The sequence below is a fragment of the Pseudomonas sp. H3_C08 genome (genome assembly GCF_054669455.1).
Genome location: NZ_CP162803.1, coordinates 1,505,696 through 1,529,291 on the forward strand (window position 1 = coordinate 1,505,696; position 23,596 = coordinate 1,529,291).

Here is a 23,596-nt window from a genome sequence, read left to right on the forward strand (position 1 = left end):
GGGAGAGTTTACAGATTATTGCGCGAGTGGGGCTTGTCGGGTCAGGGTACAACAGGGCATATCGATGAATCCCTTCATTGACGCCCAAATGGCGGCTATCTAGTATCTGGCCATCATATTGATATCGCGTCGACCGCATGCGCTTGTGCGAGGTCATTGGGTTTTCGGAAACCTATCTTCAGATAGCCGAGCGCTTGGTTGTTGTGCGACAAACTCAACAATAACTCGTGTCAAGTGGGAGTGCGCATGGTGGGCTGGAATTGGGGGGGGGCAGACTACGTTTAAATAAACTGTAGTCTGCCCTCGGTTCTGTATTTGGCATTTGTTCGTGCGCGATACACCCTTGCAGCATCGGGGGCTTGGCGGAGTGGCGTGATGCTTGAGGGACGTGTGTGAAACTTAACAGTGACATGGAGCAAATGCTCGCTCGTGTGGGACGTGCTTCTCTGGACGGCGAGTTGGCGGATATCGCAAGGTCCGGTTTCGTGGAACGGGATGGCTGTGTTTTTCTGGCGAGTCTGGAGAGATTTCAGAAGCATGTAAGCCTGAAGAATTTCCCAGATAGAACGGGATATGAATGTTTCGTAAATTCGATCCATGCCGATGATTATGTAAACGCTGATTTTTTGGCATGCGCGTGCTCCTACCTGTCTTTAGTGTTTGAGGCGTGGAACAAGTCATGTATGCCGGGGGTTCTGCAGGGAGTTATTTCGGGTGACGAATTCGATGCGACGGTGAAGTTTCATCTGCTGCGCCGAGGGGAAACCTGGCTGAGCGATGACCTTGAGGGGTATGAAGAAGCAGTGCTTACCGTTGAATCGAATGACAAGGGATTTCTTGAGACATACGGGTAAATCATGGGGACAGACCACGTTTAGAAAGTACTCCGAAAACGTAGTCTGTCTCCGTTTTACTAACCTTACGTATCGGACGCATTCATGGAACTGAAGTTTTTTCATCATTCAGCCGGTCCTCATCCTGTTGTGGGTGAGGTCTTTTATGACATGGCGCAAGTGAGTCCTGGACAGGAAGGGGCTCAACGCTATGAGCTTTATGTCTGCAGTGTGCTGGATGCCATCGCACAAGTTCCGGAGGATTGTGATCGTCTGCTGGCAGCTATTTCAACTGTAGAGTCGGGCGCGCAGACCTCAGTCACTGAAGGGGGAAATGATGTTCTGCTGAATATGAGCTCCGAGGGAGTACAAGTCGATATTCTGATCAACGATGACTGGACTGGGCAGCCGCAAAGCAGGTTTACGCTGGAGGAGTGGCGCAAGGTACTGGAGCAATGGAAGCACACTTTAGAGCTGCCAAAAGGTTCCGATGAGGTCGTGATACTGAAATTGCCATAGTAAAAAATGAATCAGCGGAGAGCAGCACAGCGTGTGGTGTCGTCCCAAAAGCGGGAATCGATTCGGAGAGTTCGACAGTTGCCTTGACCTCCGCTCCGAATCCCGAGGGTGACTGGACCTACTTGGGATAAAGCGGCGGCAACCCACTATCACCCACTGGATCCTGCACCCGTTCCGCCGCCGGAATAGTCCGGATCGCCCGCCACAAATCCTCACCCTGCCAATGCTGCCCCGTCTCGCTGTACAGCGCCCCATTCAACCCATCCAGCGCATCCGACAACGGCACAAACCGCGCTGCCATGTCCGCCAGTGTCTCCGGCTGCTGCCGCGCCCACGCATCCAGTGCCTGCCGCGTCGCCTGCGGGTCATTCGCCTGACTCGCCCGCTTGATGTCATCCATCAACGTGCGCGGGCTCGGGCCGGTTTGGGCGGCGCGGTGTACCGCCGGTTGCCAGCGTGCGCGCCACCACAGGCCGAAGCCGAGGAGGGTGGTGCAGGCGAGGATCAGGGTGCTGAGTTTCCACCACCACAGCACATCGTTATCGACGGCGCTCACTTGCAGAGTGCCGGCCGGCGTGTCGACTTGCAGGCTCGGGTTGTTGGCCACTTGCAGCGTGCGTGCGGGCAGGCTGCTGTGTTCCAGATGGTCTTCGAAGGTGTTCCACCAAACCACGTCCACCGTCGGCAATTCGATGGCGCCGCTGCGGCTCGGCACCAAGGCTTCGCGTTCTTCACGGCTGCCAACAATGCCCCGGTCGGTGCTTTGGTTGCTCAGCACCGGTTGGTCGGGGTAGCGGCGCAGGCCGTTGACCTCGGTGGCGGGCAGCGCTGGCAGTTGCGAGCTGGCCAGGCCTTCGACTTTCAGGGTCAGGCTACGCGTCATGGAATCGCCGACCTGCGTGTGTTCCGGTTCCGGGTTCCAGCTTTCGCTGAGGCTCAGGCTGCGTGCGGGCAGCCACGGTGCGTCGACCGGGTAGGTCAGCGGTTTGGGTTTGACGGTCAGGGGGATTTCGGCGGAACTGACGCGCATCAGTTTGCCCGGCTTTGGCCCCTGCGCATTGGCGTCCTGAGACGGCTGCGTGTCGACCAGTGTGGCGCTGAAGGTCTGCGGCGCGATGGTCAGCAAACCGCTGTGCTGCGGGTAGATCGCGTAGCGCATTTCGATCACGCCATGGCGCACGCCGTTGAGGTCTTTTTCGTAGGTACGCGTATCGCCAAGCTGTTCGATGCGCGCATCGGCGATTTGCAGCGGCGTCAGGCTGCTGTCGTCGTACAGCGAAACGGAATGGTAGATGCGCAGGGTCAGGATCGCCTGCGCCTGCACATAGACGCTGGACTGATCAAGGCTGGCCTCGATGAACACCGGATCAAGGCTGTTCTGGTTCTCGCGGGTGTCGCTCTCGACCACTTGTACGGTGATCGGCTGGCTCTGCGCGTCGCCCAGTTGCAGCGGCGGGATCACCACGCTGCCGTTCTCTTTCGGCAGCAGGGTGATGATCCAGCGTGTGGTCGCGCGGTTGTCGCCATTGAGGGTATTGAGCTGGTTGACCTGCCGCGTGCCACGCACTTCGAACAACGTTTCCAGCGCGGTCAGGTCGGGTTTGCCGAACTGGGTGACGTCGCTGGTTTCGAGGGTGAGTTCGACCGTCTCGCCGGAGTTCAGGCGACTGCGATCCACACTGGCGGTCAGCTCGGCCGCCTGGGCGGTGGCCGTGCAGAGCAGCAGGGGCAGCAAGAGAGCGGTGAAGCGGGTCATCGAGTGTTTTCCTGATCCTGATGTTGTTGCTGTTCGTACCAGAATTTGCGTCGCAGCAGTTCGCCCGGATCATCCGGGATCTTGCCCAGCCATTGTTCCAGTGCCTGACGTTGCTCGCCTTCGAGGTTGTCTTCACTCGGGCGCAGCGTCGGCACGGTGTCCGTTTGTTCTTCTTCGTCGCTGCCCGGTACCTCGTTGGGGCCAGGCTGCGGCGGTGTGGTCGGTGGCGGTTCGCTGGCCGATTCGGTCGGTTGCGCCTCGCTCTGGGTTTCACTTTTTACCGCCGGTGGCGGTGCGGCCGCTGGCGGTGGTTCGTCGCCCGGCAGACTTTGCTGTTCGCTCGGTTTGGTGTCCGGCTCGGCGGGCGGCGGTGTGTTTTTCTGCTTGAGCAGGTTTTCCACCAGCGCCTTGTTGGTCTGCGCCGGACGTAAATCCGGTTGCAGTTCCAGTGCCTGTTCATAGGCGTCGATTGCCGCTTCCAGCTCACCGCTTTTCGCCAAGGCGTTGCCACGATTGTAGTGGGCGCGGGCATCGCTGCCTTCGGCGAAGCGCTGGGCGGCGCCACTGTAGTCGCCGGCCTCGTACAACGCCACCCCTTGCCACTGATGATCTTCGAAATGTTGGGCGGCTTCGACCGGGCGCTTTTGCTTGAGCAAATGCAGGCCCTGTTGGTCGGGACGCAGCCACAGGTCTTCGAAGTCGAAAGCGTAGCTGGGCTGCGGCAAGCAAAACAGCAGCGGCAGGCAGAACAACCACCCACGGCGGCCGGCGCAAGCGGCGAGCAACAACAGCGGCAACAGCAGCCAGTAACCCTGATCGGCCCAGGTATCGAGGCGCACGGTCTGGCCGTCGTCGCGCAGGCTGCGCGGACCGTTGAGCAGTCCGAGCGCGCCGAGATCCGCTTCGTCGAGACGGGCCGGGTGGTATTCACCGCCGACGCTGTTGAGGAATGCGCTCAGGCCCGGACTGTCGAGTTGCGGTACGCGAATCGCGCCCTGTTCGTCCTTGAGGAAACTGCCGTCCTCCTGAGCAATCGGCGCACCTTCGGCGGTGCCGACGCCGAGCATCAACAGTTGCGTCGATTGCCCACTCAGCGCGCGGCGAATGCCTTGGCGTTCGTCTTCATTAAGTGATGAGCCGATCAGCAGAATCCGCCCCTGACCGAGCGCGCCCTGTTTCAGCAGGGCCAGCGCTTTACTCACGGCCAGATCAGCGCGATGGCCGCTTTCCGGCATCAGCGACGGTTTGAGCGCGTCGAGCAGATTGCGGCTGGTCGCCAGGTCATCCGACAGCGGCACCAGCGTGTGCGCGCTGCCGGCGTAGACGACGATGGCGGTCTGCGCATCGCTGCGCGCCTGCAACAGGTCGAACAGCTTGCGCCGGGCCTGTTCCAGTCGCGTCGGCGGCGAGTCGGTGGCGAGCATTTCCGGGGTCAGTTCCAGTACCACCACCAACGGATCGGCGGGTTTCTGACTGGTCTGTTCGACGCGCTCCCAACTCGGTCCGAGCAGCGCAAGAACCGTCAGCAGCCACGCCACGCCAAGGGCAACCCACGGCAGTTTGCTGTCGCGACCATTGCCGCCGCTGAGCAGGGTGGCATGAAACGCCGGCGGCAAAATCATCTGCCAGCGCCCGGCGCGCTTCTGCCGATGCCAGAGTTGCCAGATCAGCCAGCCCAGCAGCGGTAGCAACAGCAACCACCACGGACGGAACCAGTGCGGCCAGAGCGCGATCATCGGCGCCTCCGCAGACGCAAGCGCTTAAGGCGCTCACGCCAGTCAGGCAGCGGACTTTGCAGATACAGCTCCTTGGTGAACAGGCGTTGCAGCGGGTTGTCCGGCCACAATTCACGCGCGACCAGCAACAGACTCAGCCACAGCGCCAGCGCCAAAGGCCAGTGATACAAGGCTTGCGCCGGACGCGCCTGGGTCGGTTGCTGGGTGACCGGTTCGAGTTGATCGAGGGTGTCCTTGATCGCTTGCAGTTCTTTGCCGTCGTGGGCACGGAAGTACTGGCCGCCGGTGACTTCGGCGATGGCTTTGAGCGCTGGTTCGTCGAGGTCCAGACTTGGATTGACTCCAAGCAAACCGGTCGAACCGCTGTCCTCGGGATTGGCGCCGATACCGATCGGATAGATTTTGACGCCTTCGCTGGCGGCCAGTTTTGCCGCCGTCAGCGGATCGATTTCGCCGCCATTGTTCGCGCCGTCAGTGACCAGAATCAGCACACGACTTTGCGCCGGACGCAGGCGCAGGCGTTTCAGCGCCAGACCGATGGCGTCGCCGATGGCGGTGTTTTTGCCGGCAATGCCGATCCGCGCTTCGTCGAGCCAGACGCGCACGGTGCGGCGATCAAAGGTCAGCGGCGCTTGCAGATAAGCCTGACTGCCGAAGAGGATCAGGCCGACACGGTCGCCATCGCGGCTTTCAAGGAAATCACCGAGCAGATGCTGCACCAGCGTCAGGCGACTGACCTCTTCGTCCTGCCACTGCATATCCGGGAAATCCATCGAGCCGGACACATCCACCGCGACCAGCAGATCACGCCCGCTGGCGGCAATCGGCAGTGGTTCGCCGAGCCATTGCGGGCGCGCGGCGGCGGTCAGCAGCAACAGCCACAAGAGCATGAACGGCGCCTGTTGACGCCACGCCGGCAGATTAGCCCGAGCGCGACGGCGGGCGAGACCTTCGAGGTCGGCGAGGAAACTGACTTTCAGCGCGGGCTCGCCGCTGTCCGCCACTGGCAGCACCAGGCGCATCAGCCACGGCAGCGGCACCAGCACAAAGATCCACGGCCAGGCGAACTCAAACATGTTTGCGAATCCACGTGTCGACAGCCTGGGTCAGGCCGGCGATGGCTTTGTCGTCGAGTTTGCATTCCGGTTTGTACGCGCCTTCAACCAGCACCATCCAACGGGTGAGGCCGGCAGCCGGGCAACGGTTGTCGAGGAACGCCAGCCATTTACGCCCATTGAGGGTGTGGCTCTGGCTGTAGGGATAGTGGTTGCGGCACAGGCGTTTGAGCAGGCCGTTGAGTTGCTGCAACCACGCCCCGGCCGGCGCGCCGTCGTAGGGTTTGGGCATTTGTGCGAGTTCAGCGAGGGCGGCGATGCGCACCGGGTCGAGCGGCTGTTCGGCACGGACGATCGGGCGTTTCTTCATCGGGATGAAACGGCGCAGCTTCCACACGGCGAAACCGAGCAGCGGCAATAACAACAGCAGCAGCCACCAGCCCGGAGCCGGTGGCCAGAAGGCAATCGGTGGCGGCGAGATCAGCGGTTGCAGTTGTTCGAGGCCGTTCATCGACCTTTCCCCGGACGCTGCGGATTGAGGAATTCGCGCATCTGCTCGACCATTTCACTTTGCGTGCTCAGCGGCATCAGCAATACCCGCAATTTTTGCGCGAGCAATTCCCAACGCGCGATGCGTGCTTCGGCCTGGGCGCGATAGGTCTGGCGCAGGTCGAAATTCAGCGTATCGAGTTCGAGTTGCGCGCCGCGTTCGGCGAATCGGAGAAGACCGGCGGCGGGCAGGGCGTGATCGAGGGGATCGGACAGCGGCAGCATCAGCAAATCACAATGGCGCGAGAGCAGGCTCAATTGTTGTTCAGCGCTGTCGGACAACGCGCGCTCGTCGCAGATGACGATCACCAGACTGCCCGGGCGCAATACTTCACGGGCACGGCGCAGCGCCACGCCAAACGCATCGCGATCCGGCTCGCGCTCGCTGTGCAGCGACTGATTGACCTTGACCAAACGGTTGAGCAATTGCAGTAGGCTTTGTTTGCTGCGCCGAGGCTTGATTTCGTAGTGCTCGTTGTCGCCGAACACCAGCCCGCCAACCCGGTCGTTATGGCCGAGCGCGGCCCAGCCGATCAGCGCCGCTACTTGCGCTGCCAGTACCGATTTGAACATCAGCCCCGAGCCGAAAAACAGCCGTGTGCTTTGCTCGACCATGATGAAAATCGGCCGCTCGCGTTCTTCATGGAACAGCTTGGTGTGCGGCTCTTGCGTGCGCGCCGTTACGCGCCAGTCGATGGTGCGCACGTCGTCGCCGGCCTGATAGACCCGCACCTGATCGAAGTCGACGCCGCGACCACGGAATTTCGAGTGATGCAGGCCGATCAGCGGGCTGCGCTGGCTCGGCGTGGAAAACAGCTGCACCTCACGCACGCGGTGGCGCATCTCGATCAGCTCGGCGAGGCTGACGCGAATACCGGGTTCGGACGGCAGGGGGGCGTTCATCGGGGTCAAGCGACGGCTACGACGTCGAGAATCCGCTGCACCACCCGATCCTGATCGATGCCGGCGGCTTCGGCTTCAAACGACAAAATGATGCGGTGACGCAACACGTCGAACAGCACTGCCTGAATGTCTTCCGGGCTGACGAAATCGCGACCGGCCAGCCAGGCGTGGGCGCGGGCACAACGGTCGAGAGCGATCGAGCCGCGCGGGCTGGCGCCGTAGGCGATCCACTCGGCCATTTCCGGGTCGAACTTGGCCGGGTTGCGCGTGGCCATGACCAGTTGCACCAGATATTCCTCCACGGCGTCGGCCATGTACAGACCGAGGATTTCCTTGCGTGCGGCAAAGATCGCCTGCTGGCTGACGCGGCGTTCAGGCTTGGTCTCGCCGTTCAGCGCTTCGCCACGGGCCTGCTGGAGGATGCGGCGTTCGACGGCAGCGTCCGGGAAACCGATTTTCACGTGCATCAGGAAACGGTCGAGTTGTGCTTCCGGCAGCGGATAGGTGCCTTCCTGCTCGATCGGGTTCTGCGTGGCCATCACCAGAAACAGCGGCGACAGCTCATACGTGCTGCGGCCGACACTGACCTGACGCTCGGCCATGGCTTCGAGCAGCGCCGATTGCACCTTGGCCGGGGCGCGGTTGATTTCGTCCGCCAGCACCAGGTTGTGGAAGATCGGCCCTTGCTGGAACACGAAACTGCCCGTTTCCGGGCGATAGATCTCGGTGCCGGTGATGTCGGCCGGCAGCAGGTCCGGGGTGAACTGAATGCGATGGAACTGGGCTTCGATGCCCTCGGCGAGCTCTTTGATCGCTTTGGTCTTGGCCAGACCCGGAGCGCCCTCGACCAGCATGTGGCCGTCGGCGAGCAGGGCGATGAGCAAACGCTCGATGAGTTTTTCCTGGCCGAGAATCTGCGTTGAAAGAAAGGTTCGCAGCGCCAGCAGCGCTTCACGATGTTCCATCGGTGACTGTTCCTGGAAAGGGGTGGCCACAGGCGTTCGGATAACGCCGGGGCTGGGGGCGTTACTTTAATCCATCGCGGGGGGTGGCGACTAACGGCATTTTGCGCAAAGTGCGGGAAATGACTGGGGCATTTGTTGGAATTTTGTAGAAGCGGGGAGGGGTAGTGTTCTTTCGGGCCTCTTCGCGAGCAGGCTCGCTCCCACATTTTGAGCGGCGTACATCCGTCAATGTGGGAGCGAGCTTGCTCGCGAAGAGGCCTATTCAGACACCATCAAACTTCGTTAATGAAGGTACCCGTCCCATCAAGGATATTCGTCAAGGTCTCGACCACCTCATCCAGATCAACCATATCCGGGTTAAAGCTGATCTCCAGCACATCATCCCCGTTCAACGCATCGGCATCCGCCGCACCAATCTCGATCTTCAACAGGTTCGAGGTCAGGGTGACTTTCACCCCGTCCAGCGTCGAAGGTTCGCCATCCAGGGTGATCTCCAGCTCATCCTCGTCCGGGTAGCGGCTCATCAGGAACATGTCGCCCTTGTCGCTGTGGCAGCAGAGCATGGCCATGTTGTCTTCTTCGTCATCGCACGGGTTGACGATCAGTAGGGCGGTGGTCATTTGCATGGTCAATTCCTGCCTCTGGGGGCGTGTTGGTCGCTAATGGGCGCGATTCTGCCAGTCCTTGGGAATTTCTGCATGTGAGAGTGTCAGAGGATGTGTCGTGAACGCGACATGGATCAATGGTCATTTCTGGCACGCATGTACCGTAAAAACGGGCATTCAGACCAACATTTTTCGCCACGACTGCTAGTGTTTACCGGTGCCAGACCCTCGGTTTACGTGCCAATGACCGAATATGTCGCAGCACCGCAAGCAGACACATTGTCGCACCCTTTAAGCTGCGCAACGGATGAGCACCCGTAAAGGCATTGTCGGCACCGCTGGCAGTCGCTTTTGCAGATGCTCATTCTATGGAAGGTGAATGTGACCTGAGTGTCCCGTCCAGCTTCACCCACCTGTCCCCCTGTTTCCTCTGCCCGAGAATCAGGAACAGGGCGACACAAGCCCCGAAAGGGGTGTTGCACGCGACGCTTTCCATCAATAACAAGCTTAAGCGGAGTACCACAGATGGCGTTCTTCACCGCAGCCAGCAAAGCCGACTTCCAGCACCAACTGCAAGCGGCACTGGCGCAGCACATCAGTGAACAGGCACTGCCACAAGTGGCGCTGTTCGCTGAACAATTCTTCGGCATCATTTCTCTGGACGAGCTGACTCAACGTCGCCTCTCCGACCTCGCTGGCTGTACTCTTTCCGCGTGGCGCCTGCTTGAGCGCTTCGATCACGCGCAACCGCAAGTGCGCGTCTACAACCCTGATTACGAGCGTCATGGCTGGCAGTCGACCCACACCGCGGTCGAAGTCCTGCACCACGACCTGCCATTTCTGGTCGACTCGGTCCGTACCGAGCTGAACCGCCGCGGCTACAGCATCCACACCCTGCAAACCACCGTGCTCAGCGTACGTCGTGGCAGCAAGGGCGAGCTGCTGGAAATCCTGCCGAAGGGCAGCACCGGCGAAGGCGTGTTGCACGAATCGCTGATGTACCTGGAAATCGATCGCTGCGCCAACGCGGCCGAACTGAATGTGCTGAGCAAAGAGCTGGAACAGGTTCTCGGTGAAGTCCGCGTCGCGGTCGCCGATTTCGAGCCAATGAAAGCCAAGGTGCAGGACATCCTCACCCAGCTCGACAACAGCGCCTTCGCCGTCGACGCCGATGAAAAGAACGAAATCAAAAGCTTCCTGGAATGGCTGGTGGGCAACCACTTCACCTTCCTCGGCTACGAAGAATTCGTGGTCACCGATCAGGCCGATGGCGGCCACATCGAGTACGACCAGAACTCCTTCCTCGGCCTGACCAAATTGCTGCGCACCGGCCTGACCTACGATGACCTGCGCATCGAAGACTACGCCGTCAGCTACCTGCGCGAACCGACCCTGCTGTCGTTCGCCAAGGCTGCGCACCCAAGCCGTGTTCACCGTCCGGCCTACCCGGACTACGTGTCGATCCGTGAGATCGACGCCGACGGCAAAGTCATCAAGGAACACCGCTTCATGGGCCTGTACACCTCCTCGGTGTATGGCGAGAGCGTGCGGGTCATCCCGTTCATCCGCCGCAAGGTCGAAGAAATCGAGCGTCGCTCCGGCTTCCAGTCCAAGGCTCACTTGGGCAAGGAACTGGCGCAGGTGCTTGAAGTACTGCCGCGTGATGACCTGTTCCAGACCCCGGTCGACGAACTGTTCACCACCGTGATGTCGATTGTGCAGATCCAGGAACGCAACAAGATCCGCGTGTTCCTGCGCAAAGACCCGTACGGTCGTTTCTGCTACTGCCTGGCCTACGTGCCACGCGACATCTACTCCACCGAAGTTCGCCAGAAGATCCAGCAAGTGCTGATGGAGCGCCTGAAGGCTTCCGATTGCGAGTTCTGGACGTTCTTCTCCGAGTCGGTACTGGCGCGCGTGCAGTTGATCCTGCGTGTCGACCCGAAAAACCGTCTCGACATCGACACCGTGCTGCTGGAAAAAGAAGTCGTACAAGCGTGCCGCAGCTGGCAGGACGACTACGCCGCACTGACCGTCGAGAGCTTCGGCGAAGCCCACGGCACCAACGTGCTGGCCGACTTCCCGAAAGGTTTCCCGGCCGGTTACCGCGAGCGTTTCGCAGCGCATTCGGCCGTGGTCGACATGCAGCACCTGCTGAGCCTCAACGAAAAAAATCCGCTGGTGATGAGCTTCTATCAGCCGCTCGGTCAGGTCTCCGGCCAGCGCGAGCTGCATTGCAAGCTGTACCACGCCGACACGCCGCTGGCGCTATCCGACGTCTTGCCGATTCTGGAAAACCTCGGTCTGCGCGTACTGGGTGAATTCCCGTACCGTCTGCGTCACACCAATGGCCGCGAGTTCTGGATTCATGACTTCGCGTTCACTGCCGCTGAAGGCCTCGACCTCGACATCCAGCAACTCAACGACACCCTGCAGGACGCCTTCGTCCACATCGTTCGCGGCGACGCCGAAAACGATGCGTTCAACCGTCTGGTGCTGACCGCCGGCCTGCCATGGCGCGACGTGGCGCTGCTGCGTGCTTACGCGCGTTACCTGAAGCAGATTCGTCTGGGCTTCGATCTGGGTTACATCGCCAGCACCCTGAACAACCACACCGACATCGCTCGCGAACTGACCCGGTTGTTCAAGACCCGTTTCTACCTGGCGCGCAAGCTCAGCGACGACGATCTGGAAGACAAGCAACAGCGTCTGGAACAAGCGATTCTGACCGCACTGGACGACGTTCAGGTGCTCAACGAAGACCGCATCCTGCGTCGTTACCTTGACCTGATCAAAGCCACCCTGCGGACCAACTTCTATCAGACTGACGCCAACGGCCAGAACAAGTCGTACTTCAGCTTCAAGTTCAACCCGCACGCGATCCCTGAACTGCCGAAGCCAGTGCCGAAGTTCGAAATCTTCGTCTACTCGCCACGCGTTGAAGGCGTGCACCTGCGCTTCGGTAACGTCGCGCGTGGTGGTCTGCGCTGGTCCGACCGTGAAGAAGACTTCCGTACCGAAGTCCTCGGCCTGGTAAAAGCCCAGCAAGTGAAGAACTCGGTCATCGTGCCGGTGGGCGCGAAGGGCGGCTTCCTGCCGCGTCGCCTGCCACTGGGCGGCAGCCGTGACGAGATCGCGGCCGAGGGCATCGCCTGCTACCGCATCTTCATTTCCGGTCTGTTGGACATCACCGACAACCTGAAAGACGGCGCGCTGGTACCGCCGGCCAACGTCGTGCGTCATGACGACGATGACCCGTACCTGGTAGTAGCAGCGGACAAGGGCACTGCGACCTTCTCCGACATCGCCAACGGCATCGCCATCGATTACGGCTTCTGGCTGGGTGACGCGTTTGCGTCCGGTGGTTCGGCCGGTTACGACCACAAGAAAATGGGCATTACCGCCAAAGGCGCGTGGGTTGGCGTACAACGTCACTTCCGCGAGCGCGGCATCAATGTTCAGGAAGACAGCATCACTGTTGTCGGCGTCGGCGACATGGCCGGTGACGTGTTCGGTAACGGCCTGTTGATGTCCGACAAGCTGCAACTGGTCGCTGCCTTCAACCACATGCACATCTTCATCGACCCGAACCCTAACCCGGCAACCAGCTTCGTCGAGCGTCAGCGCATGTTCGACCTGCCGCGTTCGGCCTGGACCGACTACGACACCAGCATCATGTCCGAAGGTGGCGGCATCTTCTCGCGCAGCGCGAAGAGCATCGCGATCTCCCCGCAGATGCAGGAACGCTTCGACATCAAGGCTGACAAACTGACCCCGACCGAACTGCTGAACGCCTTGCTCAAGGCGCCGGTGGATCTGCTGTGGAACGGCGGTATCGGCACTTACGTCAAGGCCAGCACCGAAAGCCACGCCGATGTCGGCGACAAGGCCAACGATGCACTGCGCGTCAACGGCAACGAGCTGCGCTGCAAAGTCGTGGGCGAGGGCGGTAACCTCGGCATGACCCAGCTGGGTCGTGTCGAATTCGGTCTGAATGGCGGCGGTTCCAACACCGACTTCATCGACAACGCCGGTGGCGTGGACTGCTCCGACCACGAAGTGAACATCAAGATCCTGCTGAACGAAGTGGTTCAGGCCGGTGACATGACCGACAAGCAACGTAACCAGTTGCTGGCGAGCATGACCGACGAAGTCGGCAACCTGGTGCTGGGCAACAACTACAAGCAGACTCAGGCCCTGTCCCTGGCGGCGCGTCGTGCCTACGAACGCATCGCTGAGTACAAGCGTCTGATGGGTGATCTGGAAGGCCGTGGCAAGCTGGACCGTGCCATCGAGTTCCTGCCGACCGAAGAGCAGATCAACGAGCGCATTGCCGAAGGCCACGGTCTGACCCGTCCTGAGCTGTCGGTACTGATCTCGTACAGCAAGATCGACCTCAAAGAGCAGCTGTTGGGCTCCTTGGTACCGGACGACGATTACCTGACCCGCGACATGGAAACGGCGTTCCCGCCGACCCTGGTCAGCAAGTTCTCCGAAGCCATGCGTCGTCACCGACTGAAGCGCGAGATCGTCAGCACCCAGATCGCTAACGACCTGGTCAACCACATGGGCATCACCTTCGTTCAACGACTCAAAGAGTCGACCGGCATGAGCCCGGCGAACGTCGCTGGTGCTTACGTGATCGTGCGTGACATCTTCCACCTCCCGCACTGGTTCCGTCAGATCGAAGCGCTGGACTACCAAGTCAGCGCTGACGTACAGCTGGAGCTGATGGACGAGCTGATGCGTCTGGGCCGTCGCGCTACGCGCTGGTTCCTGCGTGCCCGTCGCAACGAGCAGAACGCTGCCCGTGACACCGCGCACTTCGGTCCGCACCTGAAAGAGCTGGGTCTGAAGCTCGACGAACTGCTGAGCGGCGAAATCCGCGAAAACTGGCAGGCGCGTTATCAGGCGTACGTCGAAGCCGGTGTGCCGGAATTGCTGGCGCGTATGGTTGCGGGCACCTCGCACCTGTACACCTTGCTGCCGATCATCGAAGCGTCCGACGTGACCGGGCAGAACCCTGCCGAAGTGGCCAAGGCCTACTTCGCCGTAGGCAGTGCGCTGGACATCACCTGGTACCTGCAACAGATCAGTGCTCTACCGGTTGAAAACAACTGGCAGGCCCTGGCCCGTGAAGCGTTCCGTGATGACGTCGACTGGCAGCAACGCGCGATCACCATCTCCGTCCTGCAACAGGGCGACGGCACTCAAGACGTGGAAGCACGTCTGGCGCTGTGGATGGAACAGCACGAAAGCATGATCTCGCGCTGGCGCGCCATGCTGGTGGAAATCCGCGCTGCGAGCGGCACGGACTACGCCATGTATGCAGTGGCCAACCGTGAACTGCTGGATCTGGCGTTGAGCGGGCAAGCGGTCGTGCCTGCGGTGGCTGCGAATGCCGAGCTTGAACTGGCATAAGTAAGCGCTGAATGAAAAAGCCCCGGTGTCGAGAGATGCCGGGGCTTTTTTATGTTTGAGGGTTTTTGTGGTGCCTGTTGCGGCCCCTTCGCGAGCAAGCTCGCTCCCACATTTGAAATGCATTCCCCCTGTGGGAGCGAGCTTGCTCGCGAAGGGTCCCTTGGTATCAATACAACTTAGATGACTGTTTACTATCCAGCATCGAAACTTTGTCCGAAGGTCTGGCGACCAAATTGTTGAGCGACTGGTCAAACTTCTGCAACGCCCGAACTTGCACATCCTGCTGCTGGTTAATATCGGCAACTATCTCTTCCGAGCCCTTGAAGTCCGCCCACACCGGTGTCAGCTCTCTTGCCTCGGAGCCTTTCGCCGTACCGATATAGTTCAACTGCGCATCATAAAAATCGGCACTGACGTCGGCCTTGATGTCGGAACTGCGCGAAGTGATCAACTGGCTGTGGGTATCGATGATCGCCACCACATCCGGTCTGGCCGCACGCAGGCTTTGCATGTCCGGATACACCGTCACCGAGCCGAACTGACGCTGCAGCGAGGCGTTGACCCATTCCACCGCCATGTCCGGTTTCGAGCTGGCGACGTAGGCGTCATGGATCGGTTGCACCAACAGGCTCTGGCCGAAACCGGTGCCGGCGTTGGCCTGGTAGTCGCGCAGGTATTCGCGGTTGGTCTGAGTGCTTGGGCTGTAGACCACGCCGAGCGACACGCCGGGACCGCTTTTTACCTGGGTGGCGCTGCTGCGGCCGGTGGGATGGGGGAGCAGGGTGTCCAGTGAGGAAACGGCTTGGGGCGCGGAGGGTACCGAACAGGCTGACAGAGCTAAAACCGATATCGCCAGTACACTGGCAAAGGCAAGTTTCATGGTGTTTCTCCCGTGAAACAACATCAGTCGGAAAGTTTAAAGGTCGTAAATCACGACCGTTAATTCAGACTAAACCCGCCAACCTGACAATTTGCTGAGCTAACAGCAGTTGATTAGGTTCATTTGCTGTAACCCGGCGCGGTTAATTGCCCCGGGCAATAAAAAAGGCCCAAATCTACGATTTGAGCCTTTTTATTTATGGCTGGTTAAACAGCCATCAGTTTTTCAGCGGGATCAACACTTGTTCGTCCGGGGCCAGCACCATGAATACCAGCAACTTGGCCGATTTGGTTTTGCTGGCATTTTTCGACACCAGATGTTCGGAGCCGGCCGGTTCGTACCAGAACTGGCCCTTTTTGTAGGTAATCGCCTGTTCGCCCTTCACTTGGGAAATCACTTCACCTTCGAGCACGTAAGCCATCGCCGTGCCGTCGTGTTTGTGGGCGATCGAGGATTGGCCGGGTTTGTAGTCGACCTCGATCATCATGGCTTTTTTGCCGGGAGCGTTTTTCAGCATCTGGTCTTGCAGGACGGTGACTTTTTCCGACGGGTCGTGGGCGAAAACGGCCGAAGTGCAAAGGCTCAGGGCAAGGGCAGCGGCGAAGAAGGGCAGGGCTTTCATGGCGGGTTACCTGTGATGATCGGGGTGTTGCTGACCACAGTAGTCCGCAGGGCGGGGTATTCAAACGGCCAATATTCGGGAAGATCGGGTGACCAATTTGCGGGGTGTCAGAAAGGTTATTGGTGTGGCGGAATACGTCTTCGCGAGCAAGCTCGCTCCCACAGGTTCTACGGTTGTTCACCGATCTTGTGAGCAACCAATAACCCTGTGGGAGCGAGCTTGCTCGCGAAGGGGCCAGATCAGACGATAGGGAAGCTATTGAAGTCGACGCTATTGGCCAACCGACTATCGATCAGGTCAATAAACCCCTGCGCCTCGGGCCGGTTGAAATGCGCCTGCATCGCCGCTTCCGACTGCCAGCGGGCACTGACCGTCCAGCGGTGGCCGTCCTCGGGGCAGCGGTCGACCAGGTAGGAATCGCAGCCCGGTGTTTCGCGCAGGGTTTCGACGATCTTCTGCAGTTGCCTGCCCAGTTCATCCGAGCGGCCGGCCGCAGCCTGCACCTGGACCGTATTGATCACTTCGTTGGACATTGCTCACACTCCTGAATCAGGCCGGACGAATCCTGCTCATTGAGGGATAACGCCTGTGCAGAATAGGCCTGCACCTGTCGATCACCAATAACCAATCGGCGGTTAATCGCCCAGACCAATCATTCAGGCAACTTGTTGCAGAATGTCGCGCAGACGATCCAGCGCGGTATCGATATCGAGCGTTTCGATGGCGCCGAAGCCGAAGTACAGGCCGTTTTTCGGCGTTTGCTGGTAATAGAAACCGTTGATCGCATACAGGCCGACCTCGACCTTTTTCGCCAATTCGATCACCAGCGGCAGGTCGATCGGCACCTTGCAGAACACCGCCATGTGGAACCCGGCACTCGGCGGCACCGCCTGCAGCCACGGCGAAAGATCGTCGGCCATGCGCGCCAGAATGCGCTCGCGGCGTTGCGCATAAATGGTGTGGCAGCGGCGGATGTGCTTGAGCAGGCAACCCTCGGCGATGAACTTGGCCAGCGCCCATTGCGGCAAGGTCGAGGCGTGCAGGTCGGTGAGCTGCTTGGCGCGGATCACCGCTTCGAGAATGGCCGGCGGCAGGATCGCATAACCCAGGCGCAGCTCCGGCAGCAGGGTTTTCGAGAAGGTGCCGACGTAAGCGACGATGCCGCGCTGGTCGAGGTTGAACAGCGAATCAGTGGGTCGGCCTTCATAGCGAAACTCACTGTCATAGTCGTCCTCGATGATGATCGCGCCCAACTCATGCGCGCGAGCCAGCAAGGCTTCACGGCGCGCCTGACTCATCGGCATGCCCAGCGGGAACTGGTGCGACGGCGTGACATAGATAAGGCGCGTGCCCTCGGGAATGTGTTCGACCTGAATGCCCTCGGCATCTACCGGAATCCCGACCACCTCGGCGCCATGGGTGGCGAACAGCAAACGTGCCGGCGGATAACCGGGATCTTCCATCGCCACCAGACTGCCCGGGCGGATCAGCACACGGGTGATCAAATCCAGCGCCTGTTGCGCGCCATTGCACACGACGATGTCTTCATCCTGGCAGTTGATGCCCCGGGAAAATGCGATGTGCCGGGCAATCGCATTGCGCAGCGCCGGCAAGCCCTCGGGCAGGCTGTAGAAACCCTTGGACTGCGCCATCTGCCGCATCGCGTGAGACACGCAGCGGCGCCAATCATCCTGCGGGAACTGGCCCTTGCTGGTGGCGCCGCCGATAAAGTCATAGCGCAGCGAACCTTCCAGCGTCGGGTGACGCAGAAACACCGGCAGATTGCGCCAGCTCTCGATCACCTCGGCGCCGGCCAGTTCGGTGTGGCTCTGTTTGCGCTGGATCTGCGCCGGACGCGCGTTGACGTAGGTGCCTTTGCCGATCACCCCGGTGAGGAAATTTTCGTAGGTTAGCTGTGCGTAGGTGTCGGAAATGGTCTTGCGCGAGATGCCCAATTGCTCGGCGAGCAGACGGCTGGGCGGCAATTGCGTACCGGCGGCCAGACGCCCGGATTCAATGGCCCCGCGCAGTTGCTGATACAACTGACCGGCAAGATCCTTGCGGCCGTTGATCACGACGTGAAGTTCCATACCGACGAGGCTCCTGGGGCTGTTTGGCGTGCCTGCCAGATTACCGCTGTTGCGGGATCGGCAATAGTTGCCTACCCGAAAAAACCGAAATTGGCCTAGATCCCTGTAGGAGTGAGCCTGCTCGCGATCACGGTGGCACATCCGACAAAAATGTTGCCTGACACACCGCTATCGCGAGCAGGCTCACTCCTACAGGGATTTGTGCTCGGCTCATGGTGATTGGTGTAGCGACTTTCCGTGCAATTGGGGCTGTAACGCACCACTGTCGGCGTTTACGGTGAACTCATTATTCCGTCTACCGAGACCCGCCCATGTCCCCGCGCCTGGATTACTACAACGCTTCGCCCAAAGCGATGAAAGCGATGATTGCCATGGAGGCGCTGACCGCCAACCTCAGCATCGAGCAGCCGCTGCTGCAACTGATCCGCATCCGTGCTTCACAGCTCAATGGCTGCGCGTTCTGCACCGATATGCACTCGGTGGATGCGCGGAGGGCCGGGGAGAGTGATCGGCGTTTGTATGCGATTGCGGTGTGGCGCGACAGCAACTTCTTCAACCCGCGTGAGCGTGCGGCGTTGGCTTGGGCGGAGGCGGTGACGTTGTTAGCGGAGAGCCGGGTGCCCGATGAGGTGTATCAGCAAGCGCGCGAGCAATTCAGCGAAGGCGAACTGGTCGACCTGACCATGGCCGTGACCACCATTAACAGCTGGAATCGCCTCGCGGTGAGCTTCCGCCAAACCCCCAGCGACTGAGCCCGCCCTGATCGTTCCCACGCTCTGCGTGGGAATGCAGCCCGGGACGCTCCGCGTCCCCTCCAGAGCCGAACGCGGAGCGTCCGCTGAGGCATTCCTTTGCTGCGCGTGGGAACGATCGGTGGGGTGTCATTGCGGTGGGCGTTGCGGTTTCACTGATGTGCCAAAGGTATTGCCCATCCGCGTACTGGTCGCCGCCGGCGTCGCCAGCCCGACCTGATTCGGCGGCCGTTTGTTCACCGGCACATTCAGCGCTTCCTGATTCTTTTCCGCCGCCGCAGCGCCTTCCGGGTTGTTGCCCATCTGCTGGCTCAGACAATCGTAATTCGGCGCCTTGTAGCCGCCGACCGTCACCTCGACACAGCCCAACGGTTCCTCGGCATAAGCGCTCGACAGCGCCATCAACAACAGTCCGCCAAGGCTCAATCGCCACAGTGTGTTCATGCTCGCCTCCTGGCCGGCCCGGAGGGGCCGCGCTATGGCTTGAGTCTAGTGCAAGCCTTGCGCAATTCCCGTGATGGTTTTTTTGCACCGCCCGTCACACCAGATTCATAAACAGCCCTCAGGATGACGATTTCCAAGGATTCGTCAGCCGTGCAGCGAGGCAATTCCACGGACGGTTTTCAGCGTTCAACGAGGCTTGTGCGCCGGATGTGTCTGGGGTGGCTGCTTGGCTGTGCGGCGGGCCACGCCATGGCTGACGCGGTGCCGGCGGACCTGCGCATGACGCTGCACATTCCGGCACAGGATCTGGCGCACGCGCTGGATCAGTACAGCCACGCCACCGGCGTTGCGGTGCTGGTCGACAGTCAGTTGAGTCGCGGTCGTCGCTCGCTCGCGGTGGACGGTGAATACACCGCCGCCGATGCTCTGCGTCGTTTGCTCGGCGGCAGTGGTTTGATGGCGCGGTATGCCCGCGACGATGCGTTTACCTTGCAAGTGGCGCAGGTCGAAGACGTGCCGGCGCCACCGCAAAAACAGACGCCGGAAAGCGTCGCGGTCAACCGCAGTTACGCGACGGCGGTGCAAGCGGCGATCGAGCGCAACCTGTGCCGCTCGCCGCTGACCCGGCCGGGCAGTTATCGCGCGGTGTTGCAGGTGTGGGTCGGCCGCGATGGCTTGGTGCAGCACAACCGGTTGGTCACTTCGACCGGTGATGTACGGCGCGACAACGCGCTGGTGGAAAGTTTTCGCAACCTCAAAATCGACCGGCCGACGCCCAGCGCCTTGCGTCAGCCGGTCACGTTGCTGTTGTTACCGGAGTCGTCAGGGAAACGCATGGAATGCACCAAATGGGAAGGAGTTTCCGGGGGATGAAAGACGCCGGACAAGGTTCGATGGTCCAACTGTTCCTGGCCTCCTACGAGGACTTTCGGGTGCGCCTGCGCAGGCGTCTCGGTTCGGAAGACCTGGCCAACGACGTGCTGCACGAAACTTACCTGCGGGTCGACCGCATGGAGACGCCGCCGAACGTCCTGCGGCCCAATGCCTACCTCTATCGCATGGCCCTGAACATCGCCGCCGACCGCCGTCAGGCCGATGCGCGTCTGCTCACCGGCGAGGAAGTCGAGGAGCTGCTGCAAATCGGCGACGAAGCCCTCGATCCGGCGCGAGTAGTGGGTGGGCAGAAGGAAATCCAGTCGCTGCTCAGTGCGTTGTACGAGCTGCCCGCACGGCGCCGGAAGATCTTCATCGCGGCGCGTCTGGAAGAGGCGCCGCATCTGGAAATCTCGCAGCGCTTCGGCATTTCCACGCGCATGGTCGAGAAGGAAATCAAAGCCGCGTTGGGCTTCTGCGCCGCGAAACTGGAAAGAAAAGTGTTTCAGCGGTTCGGTCGCGGGGCCGGAAAACCGTCTTCTGAGTAGTGCCCGATCAATTCGTTGAGAATCTGCGCGTTTGAACATCTTTCGACTGACACCTGCCGAGCCATCGGCGGTCGACAATTTGCACTGCGAAGCCCGCGACTGGCTGGTCCTGCTGACCTCCGGACGCGCCACCGTGGCCGATGCCCGCGCCCTGCGCGAATGGTGCGCGCAGAGCGCCGAGCATGCCCGCGCGTTCGAAGAGGCCAAGCGGTTGTGGCAGCAACTGCAACCGGCCGTGGAGCAGATGCAGGCGCCGCGCGGGTTTGGTCGACGTGCTTTTCTCGGTGGGGCGATTGCTGCGTCGGCGGCGTTTTTGCTGGTGCGCGGGACGATTCCTGGTGGTTTTGAAGGGCTGGGCGCTGACTACATTACTGAAGTTGGCCAGCAGCGGCGTTTTGAACCTGTGCAGGGTGTGAGCCTGGAGCTGAATACTCAGACGCGGATCAATCAGCGTGCGGTGTCTGAGGGTGTGCAGGGTTTTGAGTTGGTCAGTGGTGAGGTTGAGGTGCAGACCGCGCGGTTGCCGTTGGCGATGCAGGCTGGGGGAGGGTGGTTGCGTGCGAGTCAGGGGCGGTTCAACTTGCGTAATACTGATCAGCAAGTCTGTGTGACTTGTCTTGATGGCGCGGTTGAGGTGGATGTTGAGGGTCGTAGCCTGCGTCTTGAACCGGGGCAGCAGGTGACTTACGACGCGCGGCAGGTTGGCAGTGTGCAGAGTGTCGACACGGCGGCGGTGATGAATTGGCGTCAGCAGGTGCTGGTGTTTAACGGCGCTACGCTGAGCCAGATGATTGATGAGATCAATCGGTATCGGCCGGGGATGTTGCTGTTGCTTAATCGTGAGCTTGGGCAGCGGCGGGTGCAGGCGCGTTTTAGCCTTGATCAACTTGCTGGCGTTGCATTGCTGATTCGCGATGCTTATGGCGTCAAATGCACTGAGCTGCCTGGCGGCGTTGTCGTTTTGAGTTAGTGGGTTTTATTGGGGACATATCCGTTGCTGCGGTTATGGCTGCTTAGGGTTCCGCCCTTACGGCGGGTCACTTTTGACAAACGCCTCAAAAGTAACCAAAAACGCTTGCTCCTACGTGCGGCCCGCTCGCTGGGGCTCGGGGTTCCTTCGCTCCGGGATCCATCCGGGCGCATCGCCTACGGTTTGCTTCGCTGCACCTCCTCTCGATGCATTTGGCTGCGCCAAACGGTCGCTGCGCTCCCACCCCCGGATGAATCCCTCCACTCAGCCTTCCGACGTCGCCCGTGGATCAAGATCAAGAGCTGCAGCCGAGGCTAACGCTCATCCTGTTGAGTGGGGCGGCTTTGCCGCTGGGGCTGTACGCAGATTAAAAACTGTGGGAGCGAGCTGCTCGCGAAGGCGGCCCACCAGCCAACCAATCCCCAACTGACTCCACCCAATCCCACTGTGGGAGCGAGCTTGCTCGCGAAGACGGCCTCACATCCAACCAATCCCCAACTGACTCCACCCAATCCCACTGTGGGAGCGAGCTTGCTCGCGAAGACGGCCTCACATCCAACCAATCCCCAACTGACTACCCCCAATCCAATTGTGGGAGCGAGCTTGCTCGCGAAAGCGGCCCTCCAGCCAACCAATCTCTCGCAGACTGCACCCGATCCAATTGTAGGAGTGAGCCTGCTCGCGATGACGACCTACCAGCCAACCAATCCCCAACTAACTACCCCCAATCCAATTGTGGGAGCCAGCCTGCTCGCGAAGGCGGCCTCTCAGTCAACCGATCCCCAACTGACTGCAGTCATACCTTCTTCAGCGGGGCCACGTCTTACTCGAGCAGGTGAACTGGCCTAATACAGCTCTCGAATTGCGGTACAGCAGGTGATACAGCGATGTGTCAAAGTGCTAGCATTCCGAGATTTGATGGCCACTGATTCTTTCGAGGATCCCGTGGCCTCCTAGGTGAACGGGGAGAAAGAGTGGTGCAGGTCATTACAGTGAACGCTCGGCTTCGTAGAGGCATTCGATCTTTCCAAAAGGTTCTGATCGATCAGGCAAAGCCCCGCGGGAAAGAGGTGTGGGCATTTCCGAGTGGAGATAAAGCACTTTGCCTTACCTATGCATTGGAAACCGATCTGGGGGAAATGCTATTCGCTATTCCTCCGCCCTGGGATGGGAGACAAGCACACCTATTCAAGCTGGGTTTTGAGGGCGGAACACTTTCTCCGGATGCTGAGATCAACATTCCTGACGGCCTCAACCGCAAGGTTTCAGGGGTTTTGATAGCTGGTCCTGACGGCGAAACTCTAATCGGTCATCGCGGCACCTTCACGGCATTCCGTGGCCGGGTGCCCCGCACATACGCCTTTGAGCACTTTCAGGATTGGTTGATAGAGGTAGAAGACGACGGTAGGAATGCGGACGTAATCGCTGTGTCCTCAACAAACTCCCCGAGTATCGCAAATGACATTGCCGAGTTCCTCTTCAAGGTGAAGCGGCTGAAGGAGCAAAGGAAGGCGGAGTTGGGAGATTATGCCGAGAACCCAGTTCCGGCTCCCTACGACGAAGATGAAGTTGAAGTCGAATCTAGCTCGAAGTGGCGGGAGCAAGAAGAGTTTGAGGGCAGCAAGTCTTATGTACCTAGGCAGGACAAATGCGAATACCAGTATCTACACGGACCGCTCTGTAATGCCCTCCATCGCAAGCTGGATGAACTCGTTAAGGGAAATTCCGAGCTCAAGGTTGGCAAGCACCGTGTCGATTTGGCGCTAGTCAGCAGAGCCACAGAAAAGGCCAAGGTGATTTTTGAGGTCAAAACCAGCAGCGCCATGTCAGCACAGCTCTACGCTGGATTTGGCCAGCTTGCCTACTACCGGCATCGTTTCGGAGATATTGATACCAAGCTCATATTGGTGCTGCCGGCGAGCACAGCATCAGATTTTGCAGCAGCGGACTTCTTCAAACAGGCCAACATTCAGGTGTTGTTTGGTGAGGGCGGTCTTTTTGAGAACTCAGATGGTGACAGCTTGGAAGAAGTGCTGAGCGGCATCCTGTAATCGCCTATGACGCCGGTCAGTCCA

At 60.1% G+C, this 23,596-nt stretch carries 20 protein-coding genes; 8 read left to right on the forward strand and 12 right to left on the reverse strand.

What is annotated here, in order from left to right; genetic code table 11:
• Positions 1–392 precede the first annotated feature (392 nt).
• Both AB4N74_RS07005 and AB4N74_RS07010 read left to right on the forward strand, forming a co-directional pair.
• Positions 393–854, forward strand: coding sequence for a hypothetical protein (locus tag AB4N74_RS07005; RefSeq protein WP_460098920.1), 462 nt, complete (start codon positions 393–395; stop codon positions 852–854).
• An 84-nt stretch (positions 855–938) separates the two neighbouring features.
• Entirely contained in the window at positions 939–1,352 is a 414-nt protein-coding gene (locus tag AB4N74_RS07010) for a hypothetical protein (RefSeq protein WP_460098923.1), read from the forward strand.
• 118 nt (positions 1,353–1,470) lie between these two features.
• Here the strand turns inward: AB4N74_RS07010 and AB4N74_RS07015 are convergent, their stop codons facing one another.
• The 7 genes from AB4N74_RS07015 to AB4N74_RS07045 all read right to left on the reverse strand — a co-directional run bounded on the left by AB4N74_RS07015 (position 1,471) and on the right by AB4N74_RS07045 (position 8,942).
• The gene (locus tag AB4N74_RS07015; protein ID WP_460098926.1) at positions 1,471–3,108 is read right to left on the reverse strand and encodes a BatD family protein; all 1,638 of its coding nucleotides are present in this window, start codon (positions 3,106–3,108) and stop codon (positions 1,471–1,473) included.
• Positions 3,105–4,844, reverse strand: coding sequence for a tetratricopeptide repeat protein (locus AB4N74_RS07020; RefSeq protein ID WP_460098929.1), 1,740 nt, complete (start codon positions 4,842–4,844; stop codon positions 3,105–3,107). Before AB4N74_RS07020 ends, AB4N74_RS07015 begins: the two co-directional genes overlap by 4 nt.
• Positions 4,841–5,920, reverse strand: a complete 1,080-nt coding sequence (locus AB4N74_RS07025; RefSeq protein ID WP_093437901.1) for a vWA domain-containing protein — start codon at positions 5,918–5,920, stop codon at positions 4,841–4,843. Before AB4N74_RS07025 ends, AB4N74_RS07020 begins: the two co-directional genes overlap by 4 nt.
• Complete coding sequence (locus AB4N74_RS07030; RefSeq protein WP_038369283.1) at positions 5,913–6,410, reverse strand: DUF4381 domain-containing protein; 498 nt, start codon at positions 6,408–6,410, stop codon at positions 5,913–5,915. Before AB4N74_RS07030 ends, AB4N74_RS07025 begins: the two co-directional genes overlap by 8 nt.
• Positions 6,407–7,351, reverse strand: a complete 945-nt coding sequence (locus AB4N74_RS07035; protein ID WP_093437905.1) for a DUF58 domain-containing protein — start codon at positions 7,349–7,351, stop codon at positions 6,407–6,409. Before AB4N74_RS07035 ends, AB4N74_RS07030 begins: the two co-directional genes overlap by 4 nt.
• A gap of 5 nt (positions 7,352–7,356) precedes the next feature.
• Complete coding sequence (locus AB4N74_RS07040) at positions 7,357–8,316, reverse strand: AAA family ATPase (protein ID WP_007913915.1); 960 nt, start codon at positions 8,314–8,316, stop codon at positions 7,357–7,359.
• A gap of 272 nt (positions 8,317–8,588) precedes the next feature.
• Positions 8,589–8,942: a hypothetical protein gene (locus tag AB4N74_RS07045; protein ID WP_093437909.1), complete on the reverse strand. Its 354-nt coding sequence runs from the start codon at positions 8,940–8,942 to the stop codon at positions 8,589–8,591.
• A gap of 504 nt (positions 8,943–9,446) precedes the next feature.
• Between AB4N74_RS07045 and AB4N74_RS07050 the strand changes: the two genes are divergently transcribed.
• Positions 9,447–14,342: an NAD-glutamate dehydrogenase gene (locus AB4N74_RS07050; RefSeq protein WP_093437914.1), complete on the forward strand. Its 4,896-nt coding sequence runs from the start codon at positions 9,447–9,449 to the stop codon at positions 14,340–14,342.
• 166 nt (positions 14,343–14,508) lie between these two features.
• On the opposite strand, the gene AB4N74_RS07055 is transcribed toward AB4N74_RS07050, so the two are convergent.
• The 4 genes from AB4N74_RS07055 to pdxR all read right to left on the reverse strand — a co-directional run bounded on the left by AB4N74_RS07055 (position 14,509) and on the right by pdxR (position 17,934).
• Entirely contained in the window at positions 14,509–15,222 is a 714-nt protein-coding gene (locus tag AB4N74_RS07055; protein WP_460098935.1) for an ATPase, read from the reverse strand.
• 217 nt (positions 15,223–15,439) lie between these two features.
• Positions 15,440–15,844 carry a cupin domain-containing protein gene (locus AB4N74_RS07060; protein WP_093437923.1) on the reverse strand — a complete coding sequence of 135 codons (405 nt, stop codon included), beginning with the start codon at positions 15,842–15,844 and terminating at the stop codon, positions 15,440–15,442.
• A 239-nt stretch (positions 15,845–16,083) separates the two neighbouring features.
• Complete coding sequence (locus AB4N74_RS07065; protein WP_093437926.1) at positions 16,084–16,377, reverse strand: putative quinol monooxygenase; 294 nt, start codon at positions 16,375–16,377, stop codon at positions 16,084–16,086.
• Positions 16,378–16,500: 123 nt separating this feature from the next.
• Positions 16,501–17,934, reverse strand: a complete 1,434-nt coding sequence (gene pdxR / locus AB4N74_RS07070; protein WP_460098938.1) for a MocR-like pyridoxine biosynthesis transcription factor PdxR — start codon at positions 17,932–17,934, stop codon at positions 16,501–16,503.
• A gap of 311 nt (positions 17,935–18,245) precedes the next feature.
• On the opposite strand from pdxR, the gene AB4N74_RS07075 reads away from it, so the two are divergent.
• Positions 18,246–18,686: a carboxymuconolactone decarboxylase family protein gene (locus AB4N74_RS07075; RefSeq protein ID WP_008087990.1), complete on the forward strand. Its 441-nt coding sequence runs from the start codon at positions 18,246–18,248 to the stop codon at positions 18,684–18,686.
• A gap of 129 nt (positions 18,687–18,815) precedes the next feature.
• On the opposite strand, the gene AB4N74_RS07080 is transcribed toward AB4N74_RS07075, so the two are convergent.
• Positions 18,816–19,130: a hypothetical protein gene (locus tag AB4N74_RS07080; protein WP_077573225.1), complete on the reverse strand. Its 315-nt coding sequence runs from the start codon at positions 19,128–19,130 to the stop codon at positions 18,816–18,818.
• A gap of 207 nt (positions 19,131–19,337) precedes the next feature.
• On the opposite strand from AB4N74_RS07080, the gene AB4N74_RS07085 reads away from it, so the two are divergent.
• From AB4N74_RS07085 to AB4N74_RS07100, 4 genes are all read left to right on the forward strand, one after another.
• On the forward strand, positions 19,338–20,003 hold the full coding sequence (locus AB4N74_RS07085) for a secretin and TonB N-terminal domain-containing protein (protein ID WP_095122850.1): 666 nt from the start codon (positions 19,338–19,340) through the stop codon (positions 20,001–20,003).
• Positions 20,000–20,551 carry an RNA polymerase sigma factor gene (locus AB4N74_RS07090; protein ID WP_093437948.1) on the forward strand — a complete coding sequence of 184 codons (552 nt, stop codon included), beginning with the start codon at positions 20,000–20,002 and terminating at the stop codon, positions 20,549–20,551. Before AB4N74_RS07085 ends, AB4N74_RS07090 begins: the two co-directional genes overlap by 4 nt.
• Before the next feature lie 31 nt (positions 20,552–20,582).
• Positions 20,583–21,521, forward strand: coding sequence for a FecR family protein (locus AB4N74_RS07095; RefSeq protein WP_460098945.1), 939 nt, complete (start codon positions 20,583–20,585; stop codon positions 21,519–21,521).
• A 974-nt stretch (positions 21,522–22,495) separates the two neighbouring features.
• The gene (locus AB4N74_RS07100) at positions 22,496–23,572 is read left to right on the forward strand and encodes a hypothetical protein (RefSeq protein ID WP_460098948.1); all 1,077 of its coding nucleotides are present in this window, start codon (positions 22,496–22,498) and stop codon (positions 23,570–23,572) included.
• Positions 23,573–23,596 lie beyond the last annotated feature (24 nt).